The following is a 20,294-nucleotide window of genomic DNA, read 5'->3' on the forward strand; positions in this document are numbered from 1 at the left end:
GTGCGCATGCGAGGTCAACTCACCACAGACGCAAGGGGAGTTGTGGGGTACCTCGGGGGCGGGACGACCCTTTCACGGTTCCCCCACGACTGACAAGCGCTGTCCCCGGGTTCACTGTCCGGCAGGAACCGCCTCCTGCGCGGGCAGGCTGTCCATGAAGGAGCTGACGGAGAAGACGGCGCGGCCGGGGCCGGGCGGGCCGTAGCCGGGCGGGGAGGACAGGCCGAACTCGTCCATGGTGGCGCGGTAGGCCTCCAGCAGCCGGATGTGGTACTCCAGCGGGGCGCCCTGCGGGTTGGCCTTGCCGAGCGGGGTGGTGGGCTCCGGGCACCAGGTGGTGAAGCGCGGGGTGATGCCGTGCGACATGAAGAAGCGCAGGCCCTCGGTGGTGGAGGCGATCGCCTCGTCGACGGTCTTGAAGCCGAACGGCTCGGCCATCTCGACACCGGCGACGAAGTTGGGGATGACGTTGCGCGCGCCGAAGACGTCCGCCGAGTCGAGGATGCGCTTGTGCCACTCGTCGCGGCCGACGTAGCGCTCCTTGCCGGGGCAGTACATCTTGAACAGGTACTCGTCCCACACCTCGTAGTTGGGGTGGTAGATCTGCACGCCGTAGTCCTTGAACCGCTGGACGTCCGCCTTGGGCAGCGCCTGGGCGACGACCTTGCCGATCCAGCGGCCGGGGAAGCGCTCCTCGATGGCCTTGGCGTAGTGGCCGTAGAAGTCGGCCTCGTCGCGGCCCGCGACGGTCTTGGTGATGGCGCCGCCGGTGAGGGTGTAGGCGGTGGACGCCTTCTGGGTGTCGTACCGGTCGATGATCTCCAGGGCTTCGAGGATCTCCTCGACGTCCTTGACCCCGGTGTAGGGCCGGCCGGCGGCCTTGTGCTGGCGCCAGTTGTGGTTGATGTCGCAGTACTGGCACTCCTCCTTGGCGCCGAAGTACTGGCAGACCCGGAAGACGGTGAGGTAGATCAGGTAGCCCCACTGGATGGTGGGGGCCACCTCCATGACGGACTTCCCGTTGGAGAGGGTGTGCCGGTAGTACTCGGGCATCGGGGGCACGCCGACGTCGGCGATGCGCTTGCCGTCGAGGTAGAGGCCGAGCACGCCGGCGTCGTCGGCGGAGACCCGGTACGGCGAGGACGGGTTCACCCGCACCGAGACGACGGTCCGGCGCAGGTCGTACGGCCCTCCGGTGAGGATGATCTCCTCCGGCGGGCGGCGCAGCGCGGCCTCGCCCAGCTCGGGCAGGGTGCCGTGGTCGAAGGAGAAGATGAAGTACGACTTCGGCTTGACCTCGCCGTCCTCGTTGTCACTGAGCGCCGAGGGGTCGAAGGCCACACCTCCGCGCAGCAGGTCCTCTTTGAAGACCGCCTCCCGCGGCACATGCGGGAAGCGCTCCATCAGATCCTCGACGAGCGCGGTGCGGCTGCCCATCCGTGTCTCCTCCCTGCGGCGAATCGGTGGTGCGCGTGCGAGTCCTCACGGTATGCCCCATGCCGGTGGGGGTGTGCAGCCGGGGTGGGTCCGCCGCCGTGTCCCGGGCGATCCGGAAAGCGCTCTCGGCCGGTCGTTACACTGCCTCCTCCGCGCTTCCGGGGAGGGACCACCGTATGACCGAGACGGCATCCGTGACCGACGAGACCGCGCCGGTGACGAACTGGGCGGGCAACATCACCTATACCGCGAAGGAGGTGCACCGCCCCCGCACCCTGGACGCGCTGCGGGCCGTCGTCGCGGGCAGTGTCCGGGCGCGGGTGCTGGGCAGCGGGCACTCGTTCAACGCGATAGCCGAGCCGGGGCCGGAGGGGGTGCTGCTGTCGCTGTCGGAGCTGCCGGCCGGGATCGACGTCGACACCGCGGAGCGTACGGTCCGGGTCTCGGGCGGGGTCCGGTACGCGGAGCTGGCCCGCGCGGTGCACCGGCACGGGCTGGCGCTGGCGAACATGGCCTCGCTGCCGCACATCTCGGTGGCGGGCTCGGTGGCGACCGGGACGCACGGCTCGGGGGTGGGCAACGCCCCGCTCGCGGCGGCCGTGCGGGAGGTGGAGCTGGTCGTCGCCGACGGGTCGGTGGTGCGGATCGCGCGCGGGGACGAGCGGTTCGGCGGCGCGGTGACCTCGCTGGGCGCGCTCGGCGTGGTGACCGCGCTCACCCTCGACCTGGAGCCGGCGTACGAGGTGGAGCAGCACGTGTTCACCGAGCTGCCGTCGGCCGGCCTGGACCTGGCGGGGTTCGAGGCGGTGATGGGGGCGGCGTACAGCGTGAGCCTGTTCACCGACTGGGGCGCGCCCGGTTTCCGGCAGGTGTGGGTGAAGCGGCGGACCGATCAGCCGTACGCCGGGTTCGACCGGGCCGCGCCCGCGACCGAGGCGATGCATCCGGTGCCGGGGATGCCGGCCGTGAACTGCACCGCGCAGTTCGGGGTGGCGGGGCCCTGGCACGAGCGGCTGCCGCACTTCCGGGCGGAGTTCACGCCGAGCAGCGGGGACGAGCTGCAGTCGGAGTATCTGCTGCCGCGGGCGTCGGCAATCGACGCGCTGTCCGCGCTGGACGCGGTCCGGGGGGCGGTCGCCCCGGTCCTGCAGACCTGCGAGGTCCGCGCGGTCGCCGCCGACGAGCAGTGGCTGAGCCCGGCGCACGGGCGGGACTCGGTGGCCGTGCACTTCACCTGGGTCGCGGACACAGCGGTCGCGCTGCCGGTGGTGCGGCGGGTGGAGGCGGCGCTGGACGCGTTCGGGGCGCGGCCGCACTGGGGCAAGGTCTTCACCGTGCCGCCGGCGGTGCTGCGGGAGCGGTATCCGCGGCTCGGGGAGTTCGCTGCGCTGGCCGCGGAGCTGGACCCCTCCGGCACGTTCGCCAACGTCTTCGTGCGGGACGTCCTGGCGGGCTGACCCACCGGACGCACCGCCGCCGGACTTTATCAAGCCCCTTTCCGAACCCCTTGTCGAAAGTACCCGTTCCCCATAGCCTTGCCGCGCGCCGGTGCCGACGTGCCCGGCCGCGCACGAGCCGAAGGACGGGGGGACAGACCCGGTGAAGCGCACATCCCGCGACATCCGCACCGCGAACCGCTACGAGGTGCTGCGCCAGATCATCGCCGCGTCCCCCACCTCCCGGCAGGAGCTGGCCGCCGCGACCGGCCTGAGCCTCGCCACGGTCGCCACCCTCGTCGGCGAGCTGCTCGACCTCGGAATGATCACCGAGGTCGGGTTCGAGGACTCGGCGGGCGGGCGCCCGCGGGGCCTGGTCGCCGTCAACGCGTCGGGGGGCGCGCTGATCGGCGTGGACATCGCCGAGACGTACGTCCATGTCGAGCTGTTCGACCTGGCGCTGAACGTGCTGGCCCGCGCCGAGGAGGACATGCGGCCCGGCGAGAGCCGCCCCGAGCAGGTCGTCGGCCATGTCGCGGCGGCGGTCGGCTCGGTGGTCGCGCAGGCCGGGGTGGCGGGCGCCCGGGTGCTGGGCGTCGGGGTGAGCGTGCCGGGGCAGGTGGACCGGGAGACCGGGGTCGCGGAGTACGCGCCCAACTGGGACTGGCACGACGTGCCGCTGCTCGACCTGCTCGGCGAGCACATCGCCTACCCCGTCCACCTGGACAACCCGCTGCGCGCCTGCGCCGTGGCCGAGCTGTGGTTCGGGGCGGCGCGCGGGCGCGGGGACGCCGTGGTGGTGAACCTCGGCACCGGGGTCGGCGCCGGTCTGGTGCTGGGCGGCGGGCTGCACCGCGGGGTCAGCAATAGCGCCGGCGAGTGGGGGCACACCACGCTCGTGCTGGACGGCCGGCTGTGCCACTGCGGCAACCACGGCTGCGTGGAGACGTATGTCGGCGCGCCCGGGATCATGCTGAACCTGCGGGAGCTGAGCCCCGGCAGCGCCCTGCTGCACCCGGAGGACCAGACCGCCACCGTGGACGCGCTGGCGCGCGGGGTCGCCGCGGGCGATCCGGTCGCGGTCAAGGTGGTCCGGGACACCGCCCGCTATCTCGGCGCCGCGATCTCCGACCTGGTCAACCTGCTCAACCCCGAGGTGGTCGTGCTCAGCAGCTGGGTCGCGGCCACGCTGGGCGAGCCGCTGCTCGCCGAGGTGCGCGAGGCCGTCGCCCGGCACGCGCTGCGGCGTCCGCTGGCCGCCACCGAGATCGTCCTCTCCCCGATCCCCACCGATCCGGTGTGCCTGGGCGCGGCGACGTTCGCGCTGGAGGGCGCGCTGCGGCCGGCCGGGGCGCAGAGGGCCGTACGACGTCACACCACCCCTGCGAGGAGCCGTACCGCACCGCCTTCATGACGACGGAAGGGATGCACGTTGCGCACCAGCAGATCGATCCTCGGGACGGCCGCGGCCGCGCTGGCCGTCACCGGAGCCCTGATGTCCGCGCCCCCATCGACCGCCGCCGCACCCCGACCGGCCGACCCCGCGCCCCCATCGGCCGCCGCCGCACCGAGCACGGCCGCCGCGACCGCCGAGGTGTCCCCCCACCCCGCCCAGACCATCGACAACATCGGCGCGTCCGGCGCCTGGTGGGTCAACGACCTGAAGAACTTCGACCCGCGGGTCCGGGCCCGGGTCGCCCGGCTGCTGTTCTCCAAGAAGGGCCTGGATCTCAGCGCCTACCGCTACAACATCGGCGGCGGCGGCACCGGCGTGACGTACGCGCCCCGCGCCCCCGAGGACTTCCGCGACGACGACGGCACGTACGACTGGAGCAGGGACGAGGCGGGCCGTACGTTCCTGAAGTACGCCGCCGAGTACGGCGTGGAGGACCTGATCGGGTTCGTCAACAGCGCGCCCGCCGAGTGGAAGACCAACGGCAAGAGCTGCGGCGGCCATCTGAAGGCCGGGCACGAGCGGGACTTCGCGCGCTACATCGCCGACGTCACCGACCACTTCGCCAAGCGGGGCATCCGGCTCGACTACATCAGCCCGTTCAACGAGCCGACGAACAGCTTCGACTCCTGCGGCCAGGAGGGCATGCTCGTCGACGTCGGGCAGCGCGACGACATCGTGCGGGCGCTGGGCGCCGAGCAGCGGGCCCGGAAGCAGCGGACGGGCATCATCGCGGACGAGTCCACCAGCACGGTGAAGTTCAACGACGAGGTCCCGCGCTGGATCTCCCAGCCGGACACGGCCCGGTACGTCGACAAGCTCGCCCACCACACCTACGACAACCCGTCCGACGGCGACCGGGCGAAGGTGCACGAGACGGCGAAGTCCGCCGGCAGGACGTCCTGGTCCACGGAGATCTGCTGCTTCGGCAAGGGCGGCACCGGCTGGGCGCAGGAGTACGACCCGACGATCGACGGCGGCCTGAACCTCTCGCGGATCGTGTACAAGGACTTCGCGACCGCCCACGACTCGGCGTTCCACTGGTGGGTCGCCCTGTCCGAGATGATCGGCACCGACCCGTACGCGAAGAACGACCAGGGCTGGAACGACGGCCTGATCTACTACGACCCGGACTACGCGGAGAACGGCAACCAGACGCTGTACTTCACCAAGCGGTACTACGCGCTCGGCCAGTACAGCAAGTTCGTGAAGCCGGGCGCGGTGCTGCACAACGTGACCGGCGCGCCGCCGGGCGTCGAGGTCAGCGCGTACGACCGGAAGGGCACGTGGGTCGTCGTGGTCAACAACCACAACACCACCGACACCGCGCTGAACCTGCACTTCAACAGCAAGACGCCGGTCCGCGTGACCAAGGCGGTGCGCACCTCGGCCACCGAGGACTGGGCCTCCGTGGCCCAGCCGGCCGTGAGCGGCGGCACGGTCTCCGCGACGCTGCCCGCCCGCTCCATCACGACGTACGTCCTCGACCGGAGGGGCGGGCCCGGCGCCTCGGCCCTGACCGGTGCCTGGCAGGGCGAGCAGTCCGGGAAGTGCCTGACGGCCGACGTCTCGGGGGCCTCGATCGCCACCTGTACGGGCGGCGCGGAGCAGTCGTGGTCGTACGACGCGCGGGGCGCGCTGAAGGGCGCCGGCGGGTATTTGACGGCGACTGCTTCAGGGCTCACGACCAGCTCGGGGTTCACGGGGGCGGCGGGGCAGCGCTGGCTGCTCAACGCGAACGGGCAGATCGTCAGTGAGGCGTCCGGGAATTGCCTGGACGTCAGCGGTGAGGCGACCGCCGACGGCAGCCGGGTCATCCTCTACAGCTGCACCGGTGGCGCCAACCAGGCGTGGTTCCGGCGGTAGTTCATCGTCCGGGGCGGTGGCGGGCGCTGTCGATGCGGCTCCCGCCACCCCCTCACGTTCGGCATCCCGAACGTCACGCAACGTTTCGAACAGACTTCGTTCAACCCCTTGCCGAAGGATTAGCCGAAGGTTAGCGTCCCGCACCGACCGCAGCCGCACTCGACAGACAAGGACGTCCGCATGCCGGCATTCAGCACCACCTCCTGGGACCGCCGTTCCGTCCTGCGGGCCGCGATGGGCCTGGCCGCCGCCGGCGGGCTGGCCGCGTGCGGCGGCAACAACGGCCGGGGCGGCGGCGCGGGTTCGGGCGAGAACCTCGTGCAGTACTTCCACGCCTACGGCGAGCCCGGCACCGAGCAGGCCGTCAAGCGGTACGCGAAGGCCTACCGGAAGGCGAACGTCCGCACGCAGTGGATCACCGGGGAGAACTTCGAGAGCAAGCTGTTCTCGGCACTGCTCACGGACAACGCGCCGGACCTGTTCGAGTTCCACCCGCAGATCCAGCTCGTGCGCAGCGGTCAGGTGGCGGATCTAACGGACCTCGTCGAGCCGGTGAAGGACGACTTCCACCACGCCGACATCGCCTCGCACACGGTCGACGGGAAGATATACGGCGTCCGGATGATCGACGACCCGCAGTTCTTCTTCTACCGCAAGTCGATGTTCGAGAAGGCCGGTGTCGGCGTGCCGGCCACGCTGGACGAGCTGATCGAGGCCGCCGCCAAGCTGACCACCGACAAGGTCAAGGGCGTCTTCCTCGGCAACGAACTGGACGCGATCGTCCGGCCGTTGATCTGGGCGGCCGGTGCCGACACCCTCGACGAGAACAACCGGATCGCCTACCACACCGACGGGGTCAAGGAGGGCCTGGTCAAGCTGCGCGAGCTGTTCACCAGCGGTCATCTGCTGCTCGGCGCCCCGACCGACTTCTGGGACCCCTCCGCGCTCAACCAGGGCCTGACCGCGATCCAGTGGTGCGGGATGTGGGCGATGCCGCAGATGCAGCAGGCCCTCGGCGACGACCTCGGCGTCTTCCCCTTCCCGAAGGTGACCGACGCGGGCAGGCCCGCGGTGTACAACGGCGGCTGGTCGATGTTCGTCAACGCCAGGAGCGGGAACGTCGACGCGGCCAAGGAGTACGTGAAGTGGCTGTGGATCGACCGGAAGGAGTACCAGGAGGACTGGGCGCTCTCCTACGGCTTCCACATCCCGCCGCGCCTGTCGATCGCCGAGTCCGCCGGGAAGCTGAAGTCGGGACTGCCCGCCGAGGGCGTGCGCCTGTTCGACGAGTACGGCCACTTCGACAACATCGGCTTCACCCAGGCCATGATCGACGCGATCGAGGACGTGGTCGGCGACTGCGTCCGCGCCGGCGGGGACCCGGAGGCCGCGCTGGACAAGGCCGACGGCAAGGTGAACCGCGAGCTGAAGAAGCTCTTCGGATAACCCGGCGGGCAGGGAGACCACGTCATGCCGACCACGACCACGCGCGACGTCGAGGGCCCCGCCCCGGCGTCCACGGCCTCCCCGGCCGGGCCGCGGCGCGGCCTGCGGGGCAGCGCCACCGCCCACTTCTGGCTCTTCACCGGCCCCTTCCTCATCGGGCTCGCGGTCTTCGTCTACGTCCCGATCGGCTGGAGCCTGTGGCTGTCCTTCTTCGACGCCCGGTTCACCGTCACGCCGAGCGAGTTCATCGGCTTCGACAACTACCGGTACATGCTGACGCACGACGACTTCATGGGGTCGCTCGTCACCTTCACCGTCTTCGCCGCGTTCATCGTGCCCACCACCTGGGCGTTCTCGCTGGCGCTCGCGCTGATGGTGAACCGGCTGCGGTTCCTGCGGGCGTTCTTCCGGTCGGTGTTCTTCCTGCCGACGGCGGTGAGCTACGTCGCCGCCTCGCTGATCTGGAAGATGTCGATCTTCAGCGGGGTGCGCTTCGGGCTGATGAACACCGTCCTCGACTGGTTCGGCGCCGAGGACATCGCCTGGCTGGCCAGCCCCGACCCGCCGTGGTACTGGCTGGTCGTCGTCACCGTCCGGCTGTGGCTCCAGGCCGGGTTCTTCATGATCCTGTTCCTGGCCGCGCTGCAGAACATCCCGCGGGAGCTGTACGAGGCCGCCGCCATCGACGGGGCGAAACCGGGCCTGCAGACCTTCCGGCACATCACCCTGCCCCAGCTGCGGGCCACCTCGACCGCCGTGATCCTGCTGCTGCTCGTGCAGGCGTACCAGGCCTTCGACGAGTTCTTCAACCTGCTGTCGAACGCCACCTGGGGCCGCCCGCCGCTGGTCGAGCTGTACTACGTCGCCCTCGGCGAGAACCAGGACTACGGCGCCGGCAGCGCGGGCGCCGTGATCCTGACGCTGCTGATCTGCCTCGTCACCCTGCTCCAGGGCAGGTTCATGGGCTTCGGAAGGGGTGAGGGCTCCCGATGAGCAAGGTCCGGCGCGGCAGCGTCCTCGCCTCCACCGGCCTCTACGTCGCCACCGGGGCCGCCGCCCTCCTCTTCCTCGTCCCCTTCTACCTGATCGTCCGCAACGCCCTGATGACGGATCCGGAGATCACGGGCGAGGAGTGGGCGTTCTTCCCCACCGACATCCAGTGGGGCAACATCACCGAGCCGTTCGACGACCCCACCGTCGACTTCGCCCGCTCCCTGTGGAACTCGCTGGTCGTCGGCGTGCTGCACACGGCCGGCACGCTGCTGGTGTGCTCACTGGCCGGATACGGCCTGGCCCGCATCCCCTACCGGCACGCCGACAAGGTGTTCTACGCCGTGCTGGCGACCCTGATGGTCCCGACCGCCGTCACCTTCGTGCCCAGCTTCGTGCTGGTGTCGTCACTCGGCTGGGTGGACACCTACCGCGGACTGATCATCCCCGGCCTGTTCAGCGGTTTCACCTGCTTCCTGTTCCGGCAGTACTTCCTGGGGTTCCCCAAGGAGCTGGAGGAGGCGGCGCGCGTGGACGGCCTCGGCTACTGGGGCGCGTACTGGCGGATCGTCGTGCCGAACTCGCTGAACTTCTTCGCGGCGATGGCGACGATCACGTTCATCAGCGGCTGGAACGCCTTCCTGTGGCCCCTGGTCATCGGCCAGGACCCGAGCGCGTGGACCGTGCAGGTGGCCCTCTCCTCGTACATGACGAACCAGACCGTCAACTTCCATCTGATCTTCATGGCCACGGCCATTTCCCTTCTGCCCCTGGTGTTCGTGTTCCTCTTCCTCCAGCGCTGGCTGGTGCAGGGGATCGCGCAGACCGGCATCAAGGGCTGACATCCAGGGCTGACCTAGGAGACCGATATCTGTGCGCACCACCCCCCTCGCCTACGTGGAGGACGTCTCGCCCGGCCGCGGCACCCTGCCGCCGCGCGCCTGGTACGCCTCCTCCGACGCGCCCTCCCTGTCCCTGAACGGCCGCTGGCGCTTCCGGCTGTCCGCGACGGCGGACGCCGAGGACGACGCGTTCGCCGCGCCCGGCTACGACGCCGGGGACTGGACGGAGATCGCGGTCCCCGGCCACTGGGTCCTCCAGGGCCACGGCGCGCCGGTCTACACGAACCACCTGTATCCCTTCCCGGTCGACCCGCCGCACGTGCCGACCGAGAACCCGACCGGTGACCATCTGCGCGTCTTCGACCTGCCCCCGCACTGGCCGGCGGACGGCGGCGCGGTGCTGCGCTTCGACGGCGTGGAGTCCTGCGCGCGGGTCTGGCTGAACGGCACGGAGCTGGGCGAGTTCAAGGGCTCGCGGCTGCCGCACGAGTTCGCGGTCGGCCCTCTGCTGCGCCCCGGCGGCAACGTGCTGGCGGTCCGGGTCCACCAGTGGTCGGCCGGGTCCTACCTGGAGGACCAGGACCAGTGGTGGCTGCCGGGCATCTTCCGTGATGTCACCCTGCTGCACCGCCCCGAGGGAGCCGCCGGTGACTTCTTCGTGCACGCCTCCTACGACCATGTCGGTGGCGAGGGCACGCTGCGCGTCGACTCCGAGGTCGCCGGGCGGGTCACCGTCCCCGAGCTGGGCGTGGACATCGCGACCGGTGAGGAGGTCACAGTCCCGGTGGAGCCGTGGACGGCGGAGACGCCCCGGCTGTACGACGGGGTGCTGGCCACGCCGGGCGAGCGGGTGCCGCTGCGGATCGGGTTCCGCACGGTCGTCCTGGAGGACGGGCTGATCAAGGTCAACGGCAGGCCGCTGCTGTTCAAGGGCGTCAACCGGCACGAGTGGCACCCCGAGCGGGGCCGCGCCCTCGACCCGGAGACCATGCGCGAGGACGTGCTGCTGATGAAGCGGCACAACGTCAACGCGGTGCGCACCTCGCACTATCCGCCGCACCCGGCCTTCCTCGACCTGTGCGACGAGTACGGGCTGTGGGTGATCGACGAGTGCGATCTGGAGACCCACGGCTTCGTGGAGCAGGCCTGGCGGGACAACCCCGTCGACGACGACCGCTGGACGCCGGCCCTGCTGGACCGCGCCGCGCGCATGGTCGAGCGGGACAAGAACCATCCGTCCGTCGTCGTGTGGTCCCTCGGCAACGAGGCCGGCACCGGGCGCGGCCTGACCGCCATGGCGCAGTGGATCCGCGGCCGGGACGGCTCCCGCCCGGTGCACTACGAGGGCGACCCGGACTGCCGGGACACGGACGTGTACTCGCGGATGTACGCCTCCCACGACGAGGTGGAGCGGATCGGCCGCGGCCTGGACGGCGGCACCGCCAAGCGCCGCCGGCTGCCGCTGATCCTGTGCGAGTACGCGCACGCCATGGGCAACGGGCCCGGCGGACTCGCCGACTACCAGCGGCTGTTCGAGTCGTACGACCGGCTCCAGGGCGGCTTCGTCTGGGAGTGGATCGACCACGGGATCACCCACCCGGAGCTGGGCTTCGCTTACGGCGGCGACTTCGGCGAGGAGCTGCACGACGGCAACTTCGTCTGCGACGGGCTGCTCTTCCCCGACCGCACGCCGTCGCCGGGGCTGGCCGAGTACAAGAAGGTGATCGAGCCGGTCCGGATCGAGGGCGACGGCGGCGGCTCGGTCCGGGTGACCAACCGCTACGACTTCGCGGACCTGTCGGGGCTCGCCTTCACCTGGTCGTACGAGGTCGACGGCGAGACGGTGGCGTCCGGCCCGCTGCCGGCGCCCGCGGCGGCGCCGGGCGAGTCGGCGGAGGTGAAGCTGCCGAGCCCGCCCGCCGGCGCTCCGGCCGGCGCGGAGACCCGGTGGACGGTACGGGCGCTGGCGGCGGAGGCGACCGCGTGGGCGCCGGCGGACCATGTGGTGGCGTGGGGGCAGTGGGCCGTCACCGAGCGGCCCGCGCCGTCCGTCGCGGCGAGTGCCCGGCCCGCGCCGGACGGGCGGGTGATCCGCCTCGGGCCGGCCGCCTTCGACGCGCGCACCGGGGCGCTGCGGGCCGTCGGCGGCGTGGCGGTGACCGGTCTGCGGCTGGACGTGTGGCGGGCGCCCACCGACAACGACAACGGGGCGCCCTGGCAGCCGGACGCCCGCTACGGCCTGCTGTGGCGGCAGCTGGGCCTGCACCGGATGCGGCACCGGCTGGACGGGGTGGAGCTGTCGGACGAGGCGCTGACCGTGCGCACCCGGGTGGCGCCGGCCGGCACCGACCTGGGGCTGCGCACGGTCTACCGGTGGACCTCGGACGGCGAGCGGCTGCGGCTCGCCGTCTCGGTGACCCCCGAGGGCGACTGGACGCTGCCGCTGCCCCGGCTCGGCGTCCGGTTGGGGCTGGCGCGGGCGGACGCGGTGACGTGGTTCGGCGGCGGCCCCGGCGAGGCCTACCCGGACACCAGGGCGGCGTCGCGGGTGGGCCGCTGGCACTCGACCGTCGACGAGCTGCAGACGCCGTACGTCCGCCCCCAGGAGAACGGTGCCCGCGCCGACGTGCGCTGGGCGGAGCTGGGCGGGCTGCGGATCGAGGGCGACCCGGTGTTCTGGTTCACCGCCCGCCGCTGGACCAGCGAGCAGCTCGACGCGGCCGGGCACCTCACCGACCTCACCGCGGGCGACACGGTGTGGGTGAACCTCGACCACGGGCAGATGGGCATCGGTTCCCAGTCCTGCGGGCCCGGCGTGCTGCCGCGATATCACCTGCGGGCCGAGCCGGCCGCCTTCGCCTTCGTCTTGTCGGAGGCCGACGGCTGACGGGCGCGGCCGGCCGGTCCCCGGTGGGTGACCGGCCGGCCGCTCGTGGGGGCGGGTGCCCCGGGTCGGGGGCGGCTGCTCCGGGTGTCCCCCGCGGGCCGGGCTGACGGGAGTTCAGTGATCGGCGCAGCAGGGAGTCGGATCCGGCACCTCGAACGGGGTGAGCCGGCCGCCCGCGGCGGGCATGGCGGTCAGCACCAGCTCGCCCCGCTGCCACTGGGGGCGGACGTGGTCCCGGGTCACCAGCGGGGTGCGCGGGTCGGGGTCGCCGGGTCCGCCCAGCACGGTCACCCGGTCGATCGCGGAGCGGGCCAGCAGTTCGGCGACCGTCAGGGTGCCGGTGAGCCGCGCGGCGCCCGGATAGAGCACCGCGCGGCCCTGTGCGTCGGGCGCGCCGTCCGTCACCTCGTGGCCGCGCGCGGTCAGCCGTTCGCGGTCCACCGGGAGCGGTGTGGCGAGCGAGAGGACGACGCGCGGCCGGCCGTCCCGCACCAGGTGCGTGCAGCCGAACACACCCTCCCGGAGGGCGAGTTCGGCGGCCAGCTCCCGCAGCAGGTGGTCCGCCGCGCGCAGGTCCTTCAGGTCCGCGTCCACGGTGAGGACGTGCGGCGGGGCGGGGTGCGGCGGGGTCATGACGGCAGGACCCACACCGGGTTGGAGTAGAACCACAGGTCGCGCCACGGGTCGGCGTCGCCGACGACGTCGATCGCCGGGCCCGCCGGGTCGACGGCGGCGCCCATGGGGCCGACGGCGGTGCGGTTGCCGTCGGTGCCGCGCAGCCGGACGTAGACGGGGCGGTCGACCCGGCCGAGGTCGTAGGTGAGGCGGACGGTGCCGGTCGACTTGTTCACCTCGTACGACCTGACGACCCTGGCGGTGGGTGCGGTGAAGGTGTCCTTGTCCCGCGCCTCGCCGGTGACGTCGCCCTGGATGACGTCGACACGGGCGAGCGTGGGCACGAATCCCGCCCAGTTGGGGCCGCCGGCCAGGGCCACGTCCGCCGTCAGCGTGACCCGCGTGCCCTTCTTCACGTGCAGTGCGCCGCCGAGCGTGGCCCAGCGGCCGCCGCCGGTGAGCCGTACGTCGAGGGCGCTGATCAGCTGCCCGTGGTCGACCCAGATCCGGCCCGCGCGGATACCGTCCATGACGGCGGCGTACGAGAAGCCGTCGGCGCCGACGTGGGTGCGGCTGTACTGGCCGGGCCAGTAGTCGCCCTGGGTGATGTCGATCCTGCCGCCGTAGACGGGGTCCTGGTAGCGGCCGTCGGCGTTGAAGTCGCCGCCCGGGCCGCGGACGGCGGTGTCGCCGTAGACCTGGTGGGAGTCGGAGTTGGCGGTGATCCACCAGGGCTTGCCCTCGGCGAGGAGGCTGTCCCACAGGCCGCCGACGGTGGCGGTCATCCAGTCGAAGCCGCCCCAGGTGCGGTACGACTCCGGCGGGTAGCCCGGGAAGGAGTTGGCGCCCGGGTTGTTGTCGTAGATGCCGCGGGCGCGGGCCATGCCGAGGGGTGCGGGCAGACCGGCGGCCTGGTGGCCGGGGGCGCCCTCGAAGCCGACGGCTATCCGGTGCCCGGCGGGCGTCGCGTCGCGCCAGGCGCGGATCTCGTGCGGGGAGTCGACGCCGCGCCGCGCGGGGTGGTTGGCGAGCATGAGCGCGTCCTTGACCTTGCGGCGGCGGACCTGCTCGGAGAGGAAGTTCAGGCCGGCGATGGCCAGGGCCTCGTTGGCGGGCGTGGAGTCGGAGGCGCCCTTGACGGAGCCGTCGTAGTCGGTCTCGAACTGCTTGAGGACGGCGACCTCGTGCTTGCCCGGGTGCACGAAGACGGTGCCGTGCTCGGCGGCCGGGATGTTCCACTCCAGGCCCTGGAAGACGAGGGTGTCCTCGTGGGCGGCGCGGGCCTCGCGGATGTCCGGGTTGACCTTCTCGACGCCGATCCTGGCGTGGGTGGCGCTGCCGTGGTCGGTGATGACCAGCCAGTCCATGCCGTGCCGGGCGCCCTGGCGGACCTGGTCGACGACGCGGTACTTGCCGTCGCTGCTGTACTGGGTGTGGATGTGGTGGTCGCCCGCGAGCCAGAGGAAGCCGTCGCGCTTGCGGCCGCCGGACGCGGCGTACGCGGGCGCCGCCTGCGGGGTGAGCACGCTCGCGGCGGCCAGGCCCGCGCCGAGCAGTCCGGCGCGGCGCAGCAGCGAGCGGCGGGACCGCTGCTCGGGGGTCAGGGCCTCGTCGGGCACGGAGGTGTCGAAGGCGGCGGGCAGGGCCGCGGTGTCGTGCGGGTGGTCGTGGTGATGGTGGTGATGCCCGTGGCCGTGGCTGTGACCGTGGTGGTGGGCGTGGCCCATGGGTGTGCCTCCTCGATGCCGCTGCCTTCTCGCGGCCGCCTTCCGCGGTGCGCTGGTGCGCCGCGTGAGGAGGATCAAGGCGGAAGATGAATGTTGAACGACTCGGGGGTGAGCATGAGGAGTCCCGGACACGGCCGCTCGCCCCACGGCTCACAGCTTTCTCCGACTCGCCTTGTGGTGAGGGACGTTGTCTGAAGAAGCTGAACACCGCTCACCTCCCTCCCGCCTCTCGGAGACCCCATGAGAAGAGGACTGCGCGGCGCCCTCACCGCCGCCGCCCTGGCCGCCACCGCACTCGCCCCCTCCGGTTCCGCCCCCGCCACGGCGGCGCCCGGCTCCCCCGCCGCCTCCCCCACCGGCTCCTTCACCGTGCTGACGTACAACATCGCGGGCCTCCCCCTCGGCCTCGGCGACAGCGACCCCGCGACCAACACCCCGCTCATCGGGCAGCGGCTCGGCGCGTACGACATCGTCAACGTCCAGGAGGACTTCAACTACCACGCCGCCCTCTACGCCCACGACACCCATCCGTACCGGACGGCGACCAGCGGTGGCGCCGGCATCGGCGACGGGCTCAACACCCTCTCCGATCACCCCTTCGAGGACTTCCAGCGGGTCGGCTGGAAGTCCTGCGCCGGCACCGACTGCCTCACCCCGAAGGGCTTCACGCTCGCCCGCGTCCGGCTCGCCGAGGGCGTCTTCGTGGACCTCTACAACGTGCACACCAACGCCGAGGTGACGGACGCGGCGCTGGCCGCGCGCCGCGCCAACGTCGAGCAGCTGTCGGACTTCGTCCAGGCGCACTCCGCGGGCAACGCGGTGATCGTCATGGGCGACACCAACACCCGCTACACCCGCGCCGGCGACAACATCCGCGCCCTGGCCGCGGAGAACGGCCTCACCGACGCCTGGGTGCGGCTGGTGAAGGGCGGCACGGCCCCGGCACAGGGCGGCGAGCCGCTGCTCTGCGACCCGGCCGCGCCCGCCGACGACTGCGAGGTGGTCGACAAGATCCTCTACCGCGGCAACGGCCTGGTGTCCCTGACCGCCACCCGCTACCACAACGACTGGGCCGGGTTCCTGCGGTCCGACGGCACGCACCTGTCCGACCACTTCCCGCACACCACCGCCTTCTCCTACACCCTCGCCCCGGCGCTGCGCGCGAGCGACTTCTTCGGCGGCCCCCACGGCACCGCCTTCAACGACGCCGACGACCTGCCGGACAGCCCGTCCCCGCGCACCCTCACCCTGCGCGGCGCGGCCCGCCTGGACGCCGTCGCCCTGACCCACGCCGACGGCACGACCCTGTCCCACGGCGGCACGGGCGGCACCGCGGCGTCGCTGACGCTGCCGGCGGGCGAGCACCTGACCTCGGTGAAGCTGACACGCGGTCAGAGGGACGGCCGTACGCGGATCTTCTCGGCCGCGTTCACCACCGACCGGGGCCGCACCCTCGCCGCCGGCACCCCGGCCTCGGACGCGACCACCTTCACGGCACCCCCCGGCTGGCAGATCGCCGGCTTCACCGGCCGCGCGGGCGACGAGATCGACAAGCTGGGGGTGCTGTACGCGCCGATCGGCTGAAACTTGCTGTCCCACGCCCGCCTTCCTCCCCTAGGCTGTTACCTAGAAGCCCTAGGCAGGGAGGTCGTATGCCCCGCGCCGGTCTCACCGCGGACCGCCTCGTCACGGCTGCGGTCGAACTCGCCGACGAGACCGGGTTCGAGAACGTGACCCTGTCCGCGCTGGCGCGCCGCTTCGGGGTGAAGGACGCCAGCCTGTACTCGCACGTCAGGAACCTCCAGGACCTGCGCGCCCGGATGGCCCTGCGGGCCGGCGGCGAGCTGATCGACCGCATCGCGGCGGCCGTCGCCGGCCGCGCCGGCAAGGACGCGCTGACCGCGTTCGCCGACGCCTACCGGGCGTACGCGCGGGAGCACCCCGGCCGGTACGCGGCCACGCAGATCCGCATCGACCAGTCCCTCGTCGCCGGCTCCCCCGCCCTGCGCCGCACCACCGAGATCACCTACGGCATGCTGCGCGCCTACGGCCTTGACGAACCCGCCCTGACCGACGCCGTCCGCCTGCTGCGCGCGACCTTCCACGGCTACTGCGTCCTGGAGGCCGCCGGAGGCTTCGGCGCCCCCCGTGATGTGAACGCGTCCTGGGACCGGGCGGTCGACGCCCTGCACACGGCCCTGACCCACTGGCCCCGCGAGGAGAGCGACGAGCCCCATGAGTGACCACGACGTCCGCGGCGAGGGACCCGTCCTGCTCGTCCTCCCCGGCGGCGCCGGGCACCCGATGGGTCTGGGCCCGCTGACCGGGCGGCTCGCCGAACGCTGCACGGTGGTGACGTACGACCCGCTCGGCCTCGCCCACGGACGGCTCGGCCGACCCGTCGAAGACCAGCGGGTGGAGGCGTGGAGCGACGGCGCCCGGGAGGTCCTGGACGCGGTGCTCCCCGACGGGGAGGCGGCGTACGTCCTCGGCACCAGCTCCGGCGCCGTCGCCGCACTCGACCTGCTCGCCCGGCACCCGCGGCGGCTGCGGCACGTCGTCGCCCACGAGTCGCCGTGCGTGGCCGTCCTGCCCGACGGGGCGCGGCAGCGCGCGGCGTTCCGGGAGGTGTACGGCACCTACCGCGCCGCGGGCCCGGCGGCGGCCGCGGCCCGGCTCACGGCCGTCCTGGAGGAGCGGGCACCGGACGCCGTGCCGGACGGCCGCCCCCTCTCCCCAGCCGAGGAACGCTCGAGCCCGCAGGCTCTGTTCCTGGCACACGTCCTGGTCCCGTTCACCTCCTACGTCCCCGGCCTGACGGCGGCGTCCACCGCGACCCGGCTCACCCTGGCGGCGGGCGAGACCTCACGCGGCGGACTGCTGCACCGCACCGCCGCGTTCCTCGCCCGGCGCGCCGGCGGCGGCTTCGCCGAGCTGCCCGGCGGTCACCTCGGAGCGCTGGAGCACCCGGTCGCGTTCGCCGACCGGCTCACGGAGATCTTCGAGTCCCCGGCCCGACGCTGATCGCTCAGCGCCCGCACCTCCCCGTACGAGGGCACGAACCCGCCGGGCCGCCGTCCCGCGCGGATGTCCGCGAGCGCGTCCACGGCCGCGCCGAGCGCCCGCCGGTACAGCAGCGAACCCAGACTGATCCGGCGCACCCCGAGGTCGGCGAGGCGGGTCACGCCCGGCCCGTCGGGCGCGTAGAGCACGTTGAGGGGCGTGCCGTCGAAGTCCCGCACCAGGGCGGCGATCTCGGCCGGGTCGGTGAGGCCGGGCACGAACAGCCCGTCGGCGCCGGCCTGCCGGTACGTCTCCAGGCGGCGCCGGGTGTCCTCCCCGTCACCCAGCCAGTACGTGTCCGTACGGGCGTTGACGAACAGCCCGGGCGCCGCCGCCTTCACCGCCGCGATCTTCTCCGCGTGCCGCCGCGCCGACCCGAGGCCGTCCTCCAGGTTGATCCCGGCGACGCCCACGTCGGCCAGCTCCCGAGCCGCCTGCGCCACCTCGTCGGGGTCGTCGCCGAACCCGCCCTCCGCGTCCACGGACAGCAGGAACGGCTCCGCGCCGAGAGCGAGAGCCAGACGCAGCGTCTCGTCGCGCGTCGCGGCCGCCCCGTCCGGCAGCCCGGCACCCGCCGCGACGCCGAGGCTCGTGGTACCGATGGCGGGAAACCCCTGCGCGGCGAACAACCGCGCCGACGCGTGATCCCAGGCGGTGGGCAGGAGAAGCGGTTCCCCGGCACGGTGAAGCTCGGTGAAGGCGTTCATGGAAGCACGCTAGGCCCCACTCCGTTCGGCCCCCACCGAAACGTCCGCGCGCGGCCCGGTCCACGGGCCGGGGCCGTGTGGTCGCGGGCTCGGAGTCGCGGGCTCAGAGAGGGGTGACGTCGGCTTCCTCGGGGGTCAGCCGGACCCGTGCCCCGGTGCCCTCGGCCCAGTGGATCTCCAGTGTGTGCGGGTCGCCGGCCGTGCGGACGGTGACGGTCGTGGGCAGCGGAGCGGGGTGGGATTCGGCGGTGAGGCGGGCGAGGGCGACGAAGAGGGTGGGGCCGTCGGCGGTGACGCCCGTGAGGGTGTCGGAGAGGCCGAGCGCGGGGAGCAGTTCGGCGCGTAGGCCGTCCCCCGCCGGCCAGCCGGTGATCCGGACCGGCGTGCCGGGGGCGGCGCCCGTCACCAGGTGCGCCCGCACCTCGGTGGCGCCGTGCGCGAGGACGACGCTGGTGACACGGGCTTTGCCGCCCGCGGTGTGCCGCGAGGCGGCCCAGCCGTCGCCCACGCCCAGCGGCACGATGCCGGTGCGGCTCGCGTCGCCGCCGACGATCACGCTGTTGTCGTACGACGGGTCGGGGCGCGTCACGGTGGAGTAGCCGAGGCGGGTGTAGTGCGGGTCGTAGCGGACGTCCTCGCTGCCGTGGTTGTGGAGGCGGACGACGCCGTCCGAACGGGTCGACTGGAGCAACCAGTTGGGCGGCCGGAGGGGGGTGACGGCGTCCTCGCGTTCGGCCGGTCCCGGCTCCTCGCGGGCCGTCCAGACGGGGTGGCCGGGCGGCAGGAGCAGGCCGAGGAAGCCCTTGCTCGCCCAGTAGGGGGAGGCGGGGCCGGAGTAGCCCTGGAGGACGGACGGGTCGGGGCCGTGCCAGCCGAGGGTGAGCAGTCCGCGCTCGTCGACCGCGCCCCGGTCGAGGAAGTACCGCAGCGCGCCGGAGGCGAGCCGGCGGGTCTCTCCGGGCGGGAGCGGCGTGTGGCCGGTCAGGGCGCCGAGCCAGAGGGGCGCCGTGGTGGCGAAGCGGTAGGTGAGGGAGCGGCCCTGGTGGACGGGGGCGCCGTCGGCGCCGAAGAGGCGGGCGTAATCGGTGAGGTGCCGCGACAACCGCCTGCCGTACCGGGTGAGCAGATCGCGGTCGCCGGCCAGCCACGCGTGCAGCACCGGGTACAGGTGCATCGCCCAGCCGTTGTAGTAGTCGAACTTCCGGCCGTCGCCGTCCGTGTACCAGCCGTCGCCGAGGTACCACGTCTCGATCCGCTCCAGGCCGCGGTCGATCGCCGCCCGGGACGCCGCCGTCTCGTGGCCGATCTCCTGGAGGAACCCGCCGACGGTCACCGGGAACAACTCCCAGTTGCACGGCCACGCCTGCGCGTCGAGCGCGTCCGCGAGCCAGTCCGCCGCGCGCTGCCGCACCGGCTCGTCCAGCCGGTCCCACAGCAGCGGCCGGGTCAGCCGCAGCGCGAGCGCGATCGACGCCGCCTCCACCAGCGGCTGCGTACGGCTCTCGACCCGCGGCCAGACGCCCGCCGTGCCGGCCGCGAGCCCGTCGGCGTAGCGCTGCAACGCGGTCTCGTCCCGGCGGAAGGCGGCCAGCAGGAACGTACGCGCGTATCCCTCCAGGCCGTCGGAGAGCCGGCCCGACCAGCTGACCCGGTCGCCCGGCAGGTGGTAGAGGGCCCGGTCCCCGGTGGCGTACGGCTCGACCGCGCAGAGCAGCTGGTCGGCCGCCGCCTCCCAGTGGGCGCGGGTGCAGCCGGTGTACGGGCTGCGGGTGCGGTCCTCGGGCGGCAGCTGCATGGGGCCTCGTTCCTCGGCGGTGACGAGCGG

General features: G+C 72.8%; 15 protein-coding genes. 10 read left to right on the forward strand and 5 right to left on the reverse strand.

The features are described from left to right. Positions 1-111: 111 nt before the first annotated feature. Positions 112-1,437 carry a radical SAM protein gene (locus tag AB0K92_RS17600; protein WP_365923781.1) on the reverse strand — a complete coding sequence of 442 codons (1,326 nt, stop codon included), beginning with the start codon at positions 1,435-1,437 and terminating at the stop codon, positions 112-114. A gap of 176 nt (positions 1,438-1,613) precedes the next feature. Between AB0K92_RS17600 and AB0K92_RS17605 the strand changes: the two genes are divergently transcribed. From AB0K92_RS17605 to AB0K92_RS17635, 7 genes are all read left to right on the forward strand, one after another. Beyond that, positions 1,614-2,894 (forward strand): D-arabinono-1,4-lactone oxidase, encoded by a 1,281-nt coding sequence (locus AB0K92_RS17605; protein ID WP_365923783.1) that lies wholly within the window; start codon positions 1,614-1,616, stop codon positions 2,892-2,894. 142 nt (positions 2,895-3,036) lie between these two features. After that, a complete protein-coding gene (locus tag AB0K92_RS17610) occupies positions 3,037-4,287 on the forward strand; it encodes an ROK family transcriptional regulator (RefSeq protein WP_365923785.1) in 1,251 nt (416 codons plus the stop codon). Positions 4,288-4,305: 18 nt separating this feature from the next. Next, positions 4,306-6,192, forward strand: coding sequence for a glycoside hydrolase (locus AB0K92_RS17615; RefSeq protein ID WP_365923787.1), 1,887 nt, complete (start codon positions 4,306-4,308; stop codon positions 6,190-6,192). Positions 6,193-6,372: 180 nt separating this feature from the next. Further along, positions 6,373-7,638 (forward strand): extracellular solute-binding protein, encoded by a 1,266-nt coding sequence (locus AB0K92_RS17620; protein ID WP_365923789.1) that lies wholly within the window; start codon positions 6,373-6,375, stop codon positions 7,636-7,638. Between the two features lie 24 nt (positions 7,639-7,662). Continuing rightward, positions 7,663-8,631: a sugar ABC transporter permease gene (locus tag AB0K92_RS17625; RefSeq protein WP_365923791.1), complete on the forward strand. Its 969-nt coding sequence runs from the start codon at positions 7,663-7,665 to the stop codon at positions 8,629-8,631. After that, positions 8,628-9,470 (forward strand): carbohydrate ABC transporter permease, encoded by an 843-nt coding sequence (locus AB0K92_RS17630; RefSeq protein WP_365923793.1) that lies wholly within the window; start codon positions 8,628-8,630, stop codon positions 9,468-9,470. Before AB0K92_RS17625 ends, AB0K92_RS17630 begins: the two co-directional genes overlap by 4 nt. Before the next feature lie 25 nt (positions 9,471-9,495). Continuing rightward, entirely contained in the window at positions 9,496-12,357 is a 2,862-nt protein-coding gene (locus AB0K92_RS17635; protein ID WP_365923930.1) for a glycoside hydrolase family 2 TIM barrel-domain containing protein, read from the forward strand. A gap of 114 nt (positions 12,358-12,471) precedes the next feature. Here the strand turns inward: AB0K92_RS17635 and AB0K92_RS17640 are convergent, their stop codons facing one another. Further along, the gene (locus AB0K92_RS17640) at positions 12,472-12,990 is read right to left on the reverse strand and encodes a hypothetical protein (protein ID WP_365923795.1); all 519 of its coding nucleotides are present in this window, start codon (positions 12,988-12,990) and stop codon (positions 12,472-12,474) included. Next, entirely contained in the window at positions 12,987-14,699 is a 1,713-nt protein-coding gene (locus AB0K92_RS17645; RefSeq protein ID WP_365923797.1) for a PHP domain-containing protein, read from the reverse strand. Before AB0K92_RS17645 ends, AB0K92_RS17640 begins: the two co-directional genes overlap by 4 nt. A 240-nt stretch (positions 14,700-14,939) precedes the next feature. On the opposite strand from AB0K92_RS17645, the gene AB0K92_RS17650 reads away from it, so the two are divergent. The 3 genes from AB0K92_RS17650 to AB0K92_RS17660 all read left to right on the forward strand — a co-directional run bounded on the left by AB0K92_RS17650 (position 14,940) and on the right by AB0K92_RS17660 (position 17,723). After that, positions 14,940-16,283 (forward strand): jacalin-like lectin, encoded by a 1,344-nt coding sequence (locus AB0K92_RS17650; RefSeq protein ID WP_365923799.1) that lies wholly within the window; start codon positions 14,940-14,942, stop codon positions 16,281-16,283. A 68-nt stretch (positions 16,284-16,351) separates the two neighbouring features. Then, a complete protein-coding gene (locus tag AB0K92_RS17655; RefSeq protein WP_365923801.1) occupies positions 16,352-16,942 on the forward strand; it encodes a WHG domain-containing protein in 591 nt (196 codons plus the stop codon). Further along, the gene (locus tag AB0K92_RS17660) at positions 16,935-17,723 is read left to right on the forward strand and encodes an alpha/beta hydrolase (RefSeq protein WP_365923803.1); all 789 of its coding nucleotides are present in this window, start codon (positions 16,935-16,937) and stop codon (positions 17,721-17,723) included. The genes AB0K92_RS17655 and AB0K92_RS17660 overlap by 8 nt, the downstream gene beginning before the upstream one ends. Here AB0K92_RS17660 and AB0K92_RS17665 read toward each other — a convergent pair. Both AB0K92_RS17665 and AB0K92_RS17670 read right to left on the reverse strand, forming a co-directional pair. Further along, the gene (locus AB0K92_RS17665; protein WP_365923805.1) at positions 17,645-18,469 is read right to left on the reverse strand and encodes an isocitrate lyase/phosphoenolpyruvate mutase family protein; all 825 of its coding nucleotides are present in this window, start codon (positions 18,467-18,469) and stop codon (positions 17,645-17,647) included. The genes AB0K92_RS17660 and AB0K92_RS17665 overlap by 79 nt on opposite strands. A 103-nt stretch (positions 18,470-18,572) precedes the next feature. Beyond that, positions 18,573-20,264, reverse strand: a complete 1,692-nt coding sequence (locus tag AB0K92_RS17670) for a DUF2264 domain-containing protein (protein WP_365923932.1) — start codon at positions 20,262-20,264, stop codon at positions 18,573-18,575. Positions 20,265-20,294 lie beyond the last annotated feature (30 nt).

The organism is Streptomyces sp. NPDC052687 (genome assembly GCF_040678395.1).
In the GTDB taxonomy this organism is placed as follows: Bacteria; Actinomycetota; Actinomycetes; order Streptomycetales; family Streptomycetaceae; genus Streptomyces.

Coding starts and splice junctions, on each gene's coding strand:
- AB0K92_RS17600 (WP_365923781.1), bottom strand. CDS start 1,437: ATGGGCAGCCGCACCGCGCTCGTCGAGGATCTGATGGAGCGCTTCCCG.
- AB0K92_RS17605 (WP_365923783.1), top strand. CDS start 1,614: ATGACCGAGACGGCATCCGTGACCGACGAGACCGCGCCGGTGACGAAC.
- AB0K92_RS17620 (WP_365923789.1), top strand. CDS start 6,373: ATGCCGGCATTCAGCACCACCTCCTGGGACCGCCGTTCCGTCCTGCGG.
- AB0K92_RS17625 (WP_365923791.1), top strand. CDS start 7,663: ATGCCGACCACGACCACGCGCGACGTCGAGGGCCCCGCCCCGGCGTCC.
- AB0K92_RS17630 (WP_365923793.1), top strand. CDS start 8,628: ATGAGCAAGGTCCGGCGCGGCAGCGTCCTCGCCTCCACCGGCCTCTAC.
- AB0K92_RS17640 (WP_365923795.1), bottom strand. CDS start 12,990: ATGACCCCGCCGCACCCCGCCCCGCCGCACGTCCTCACCGTGGACGCG.
- AB0K92_RS17645 (WP_365923797.1), bottom strand. CDS start 14,699: ATGGGCCACGCCCACCACCACGGTCACAGCCACGGCCACGGGCATCAC.
- AB0K92_RS17650 (WP_365923799.1), top strand. CDS start 14,940: ATGAGAAGAGGACTGCGCGGCGCCCTCACCGCCGCCGCCCTGGCCGCC.
- AB0K92_RS17655 (WP_365923801.1), top strand. CDS start 16,352: ATGCCCCGCGCCGGTCTCACCGCGGACCGCCTCGTCACGGCTGCGGTC.
- AB0K92_RS17660 (WP_365923803.1), top strand. CDS start 16,935: ATGAGTGACCACGACGTCCGCGGCGAGGGACCCGTCCTGCTCGTCCTC.
- AB0K92_RS17665 (WP_365923805.1), bottom strand. CDS start 18,469: ATGAACGCCTTCACCGAGCTTCACCGTGCCGGGGAACCGCTTCTCCTG.
- AB0K92_RS17670 (WP_365923932.1), bottom strand. CDS start 20,264: ATGCAGCTGCCGCCCGAGGACCGCACCCGCAGCCCGTACACCGGCTGC.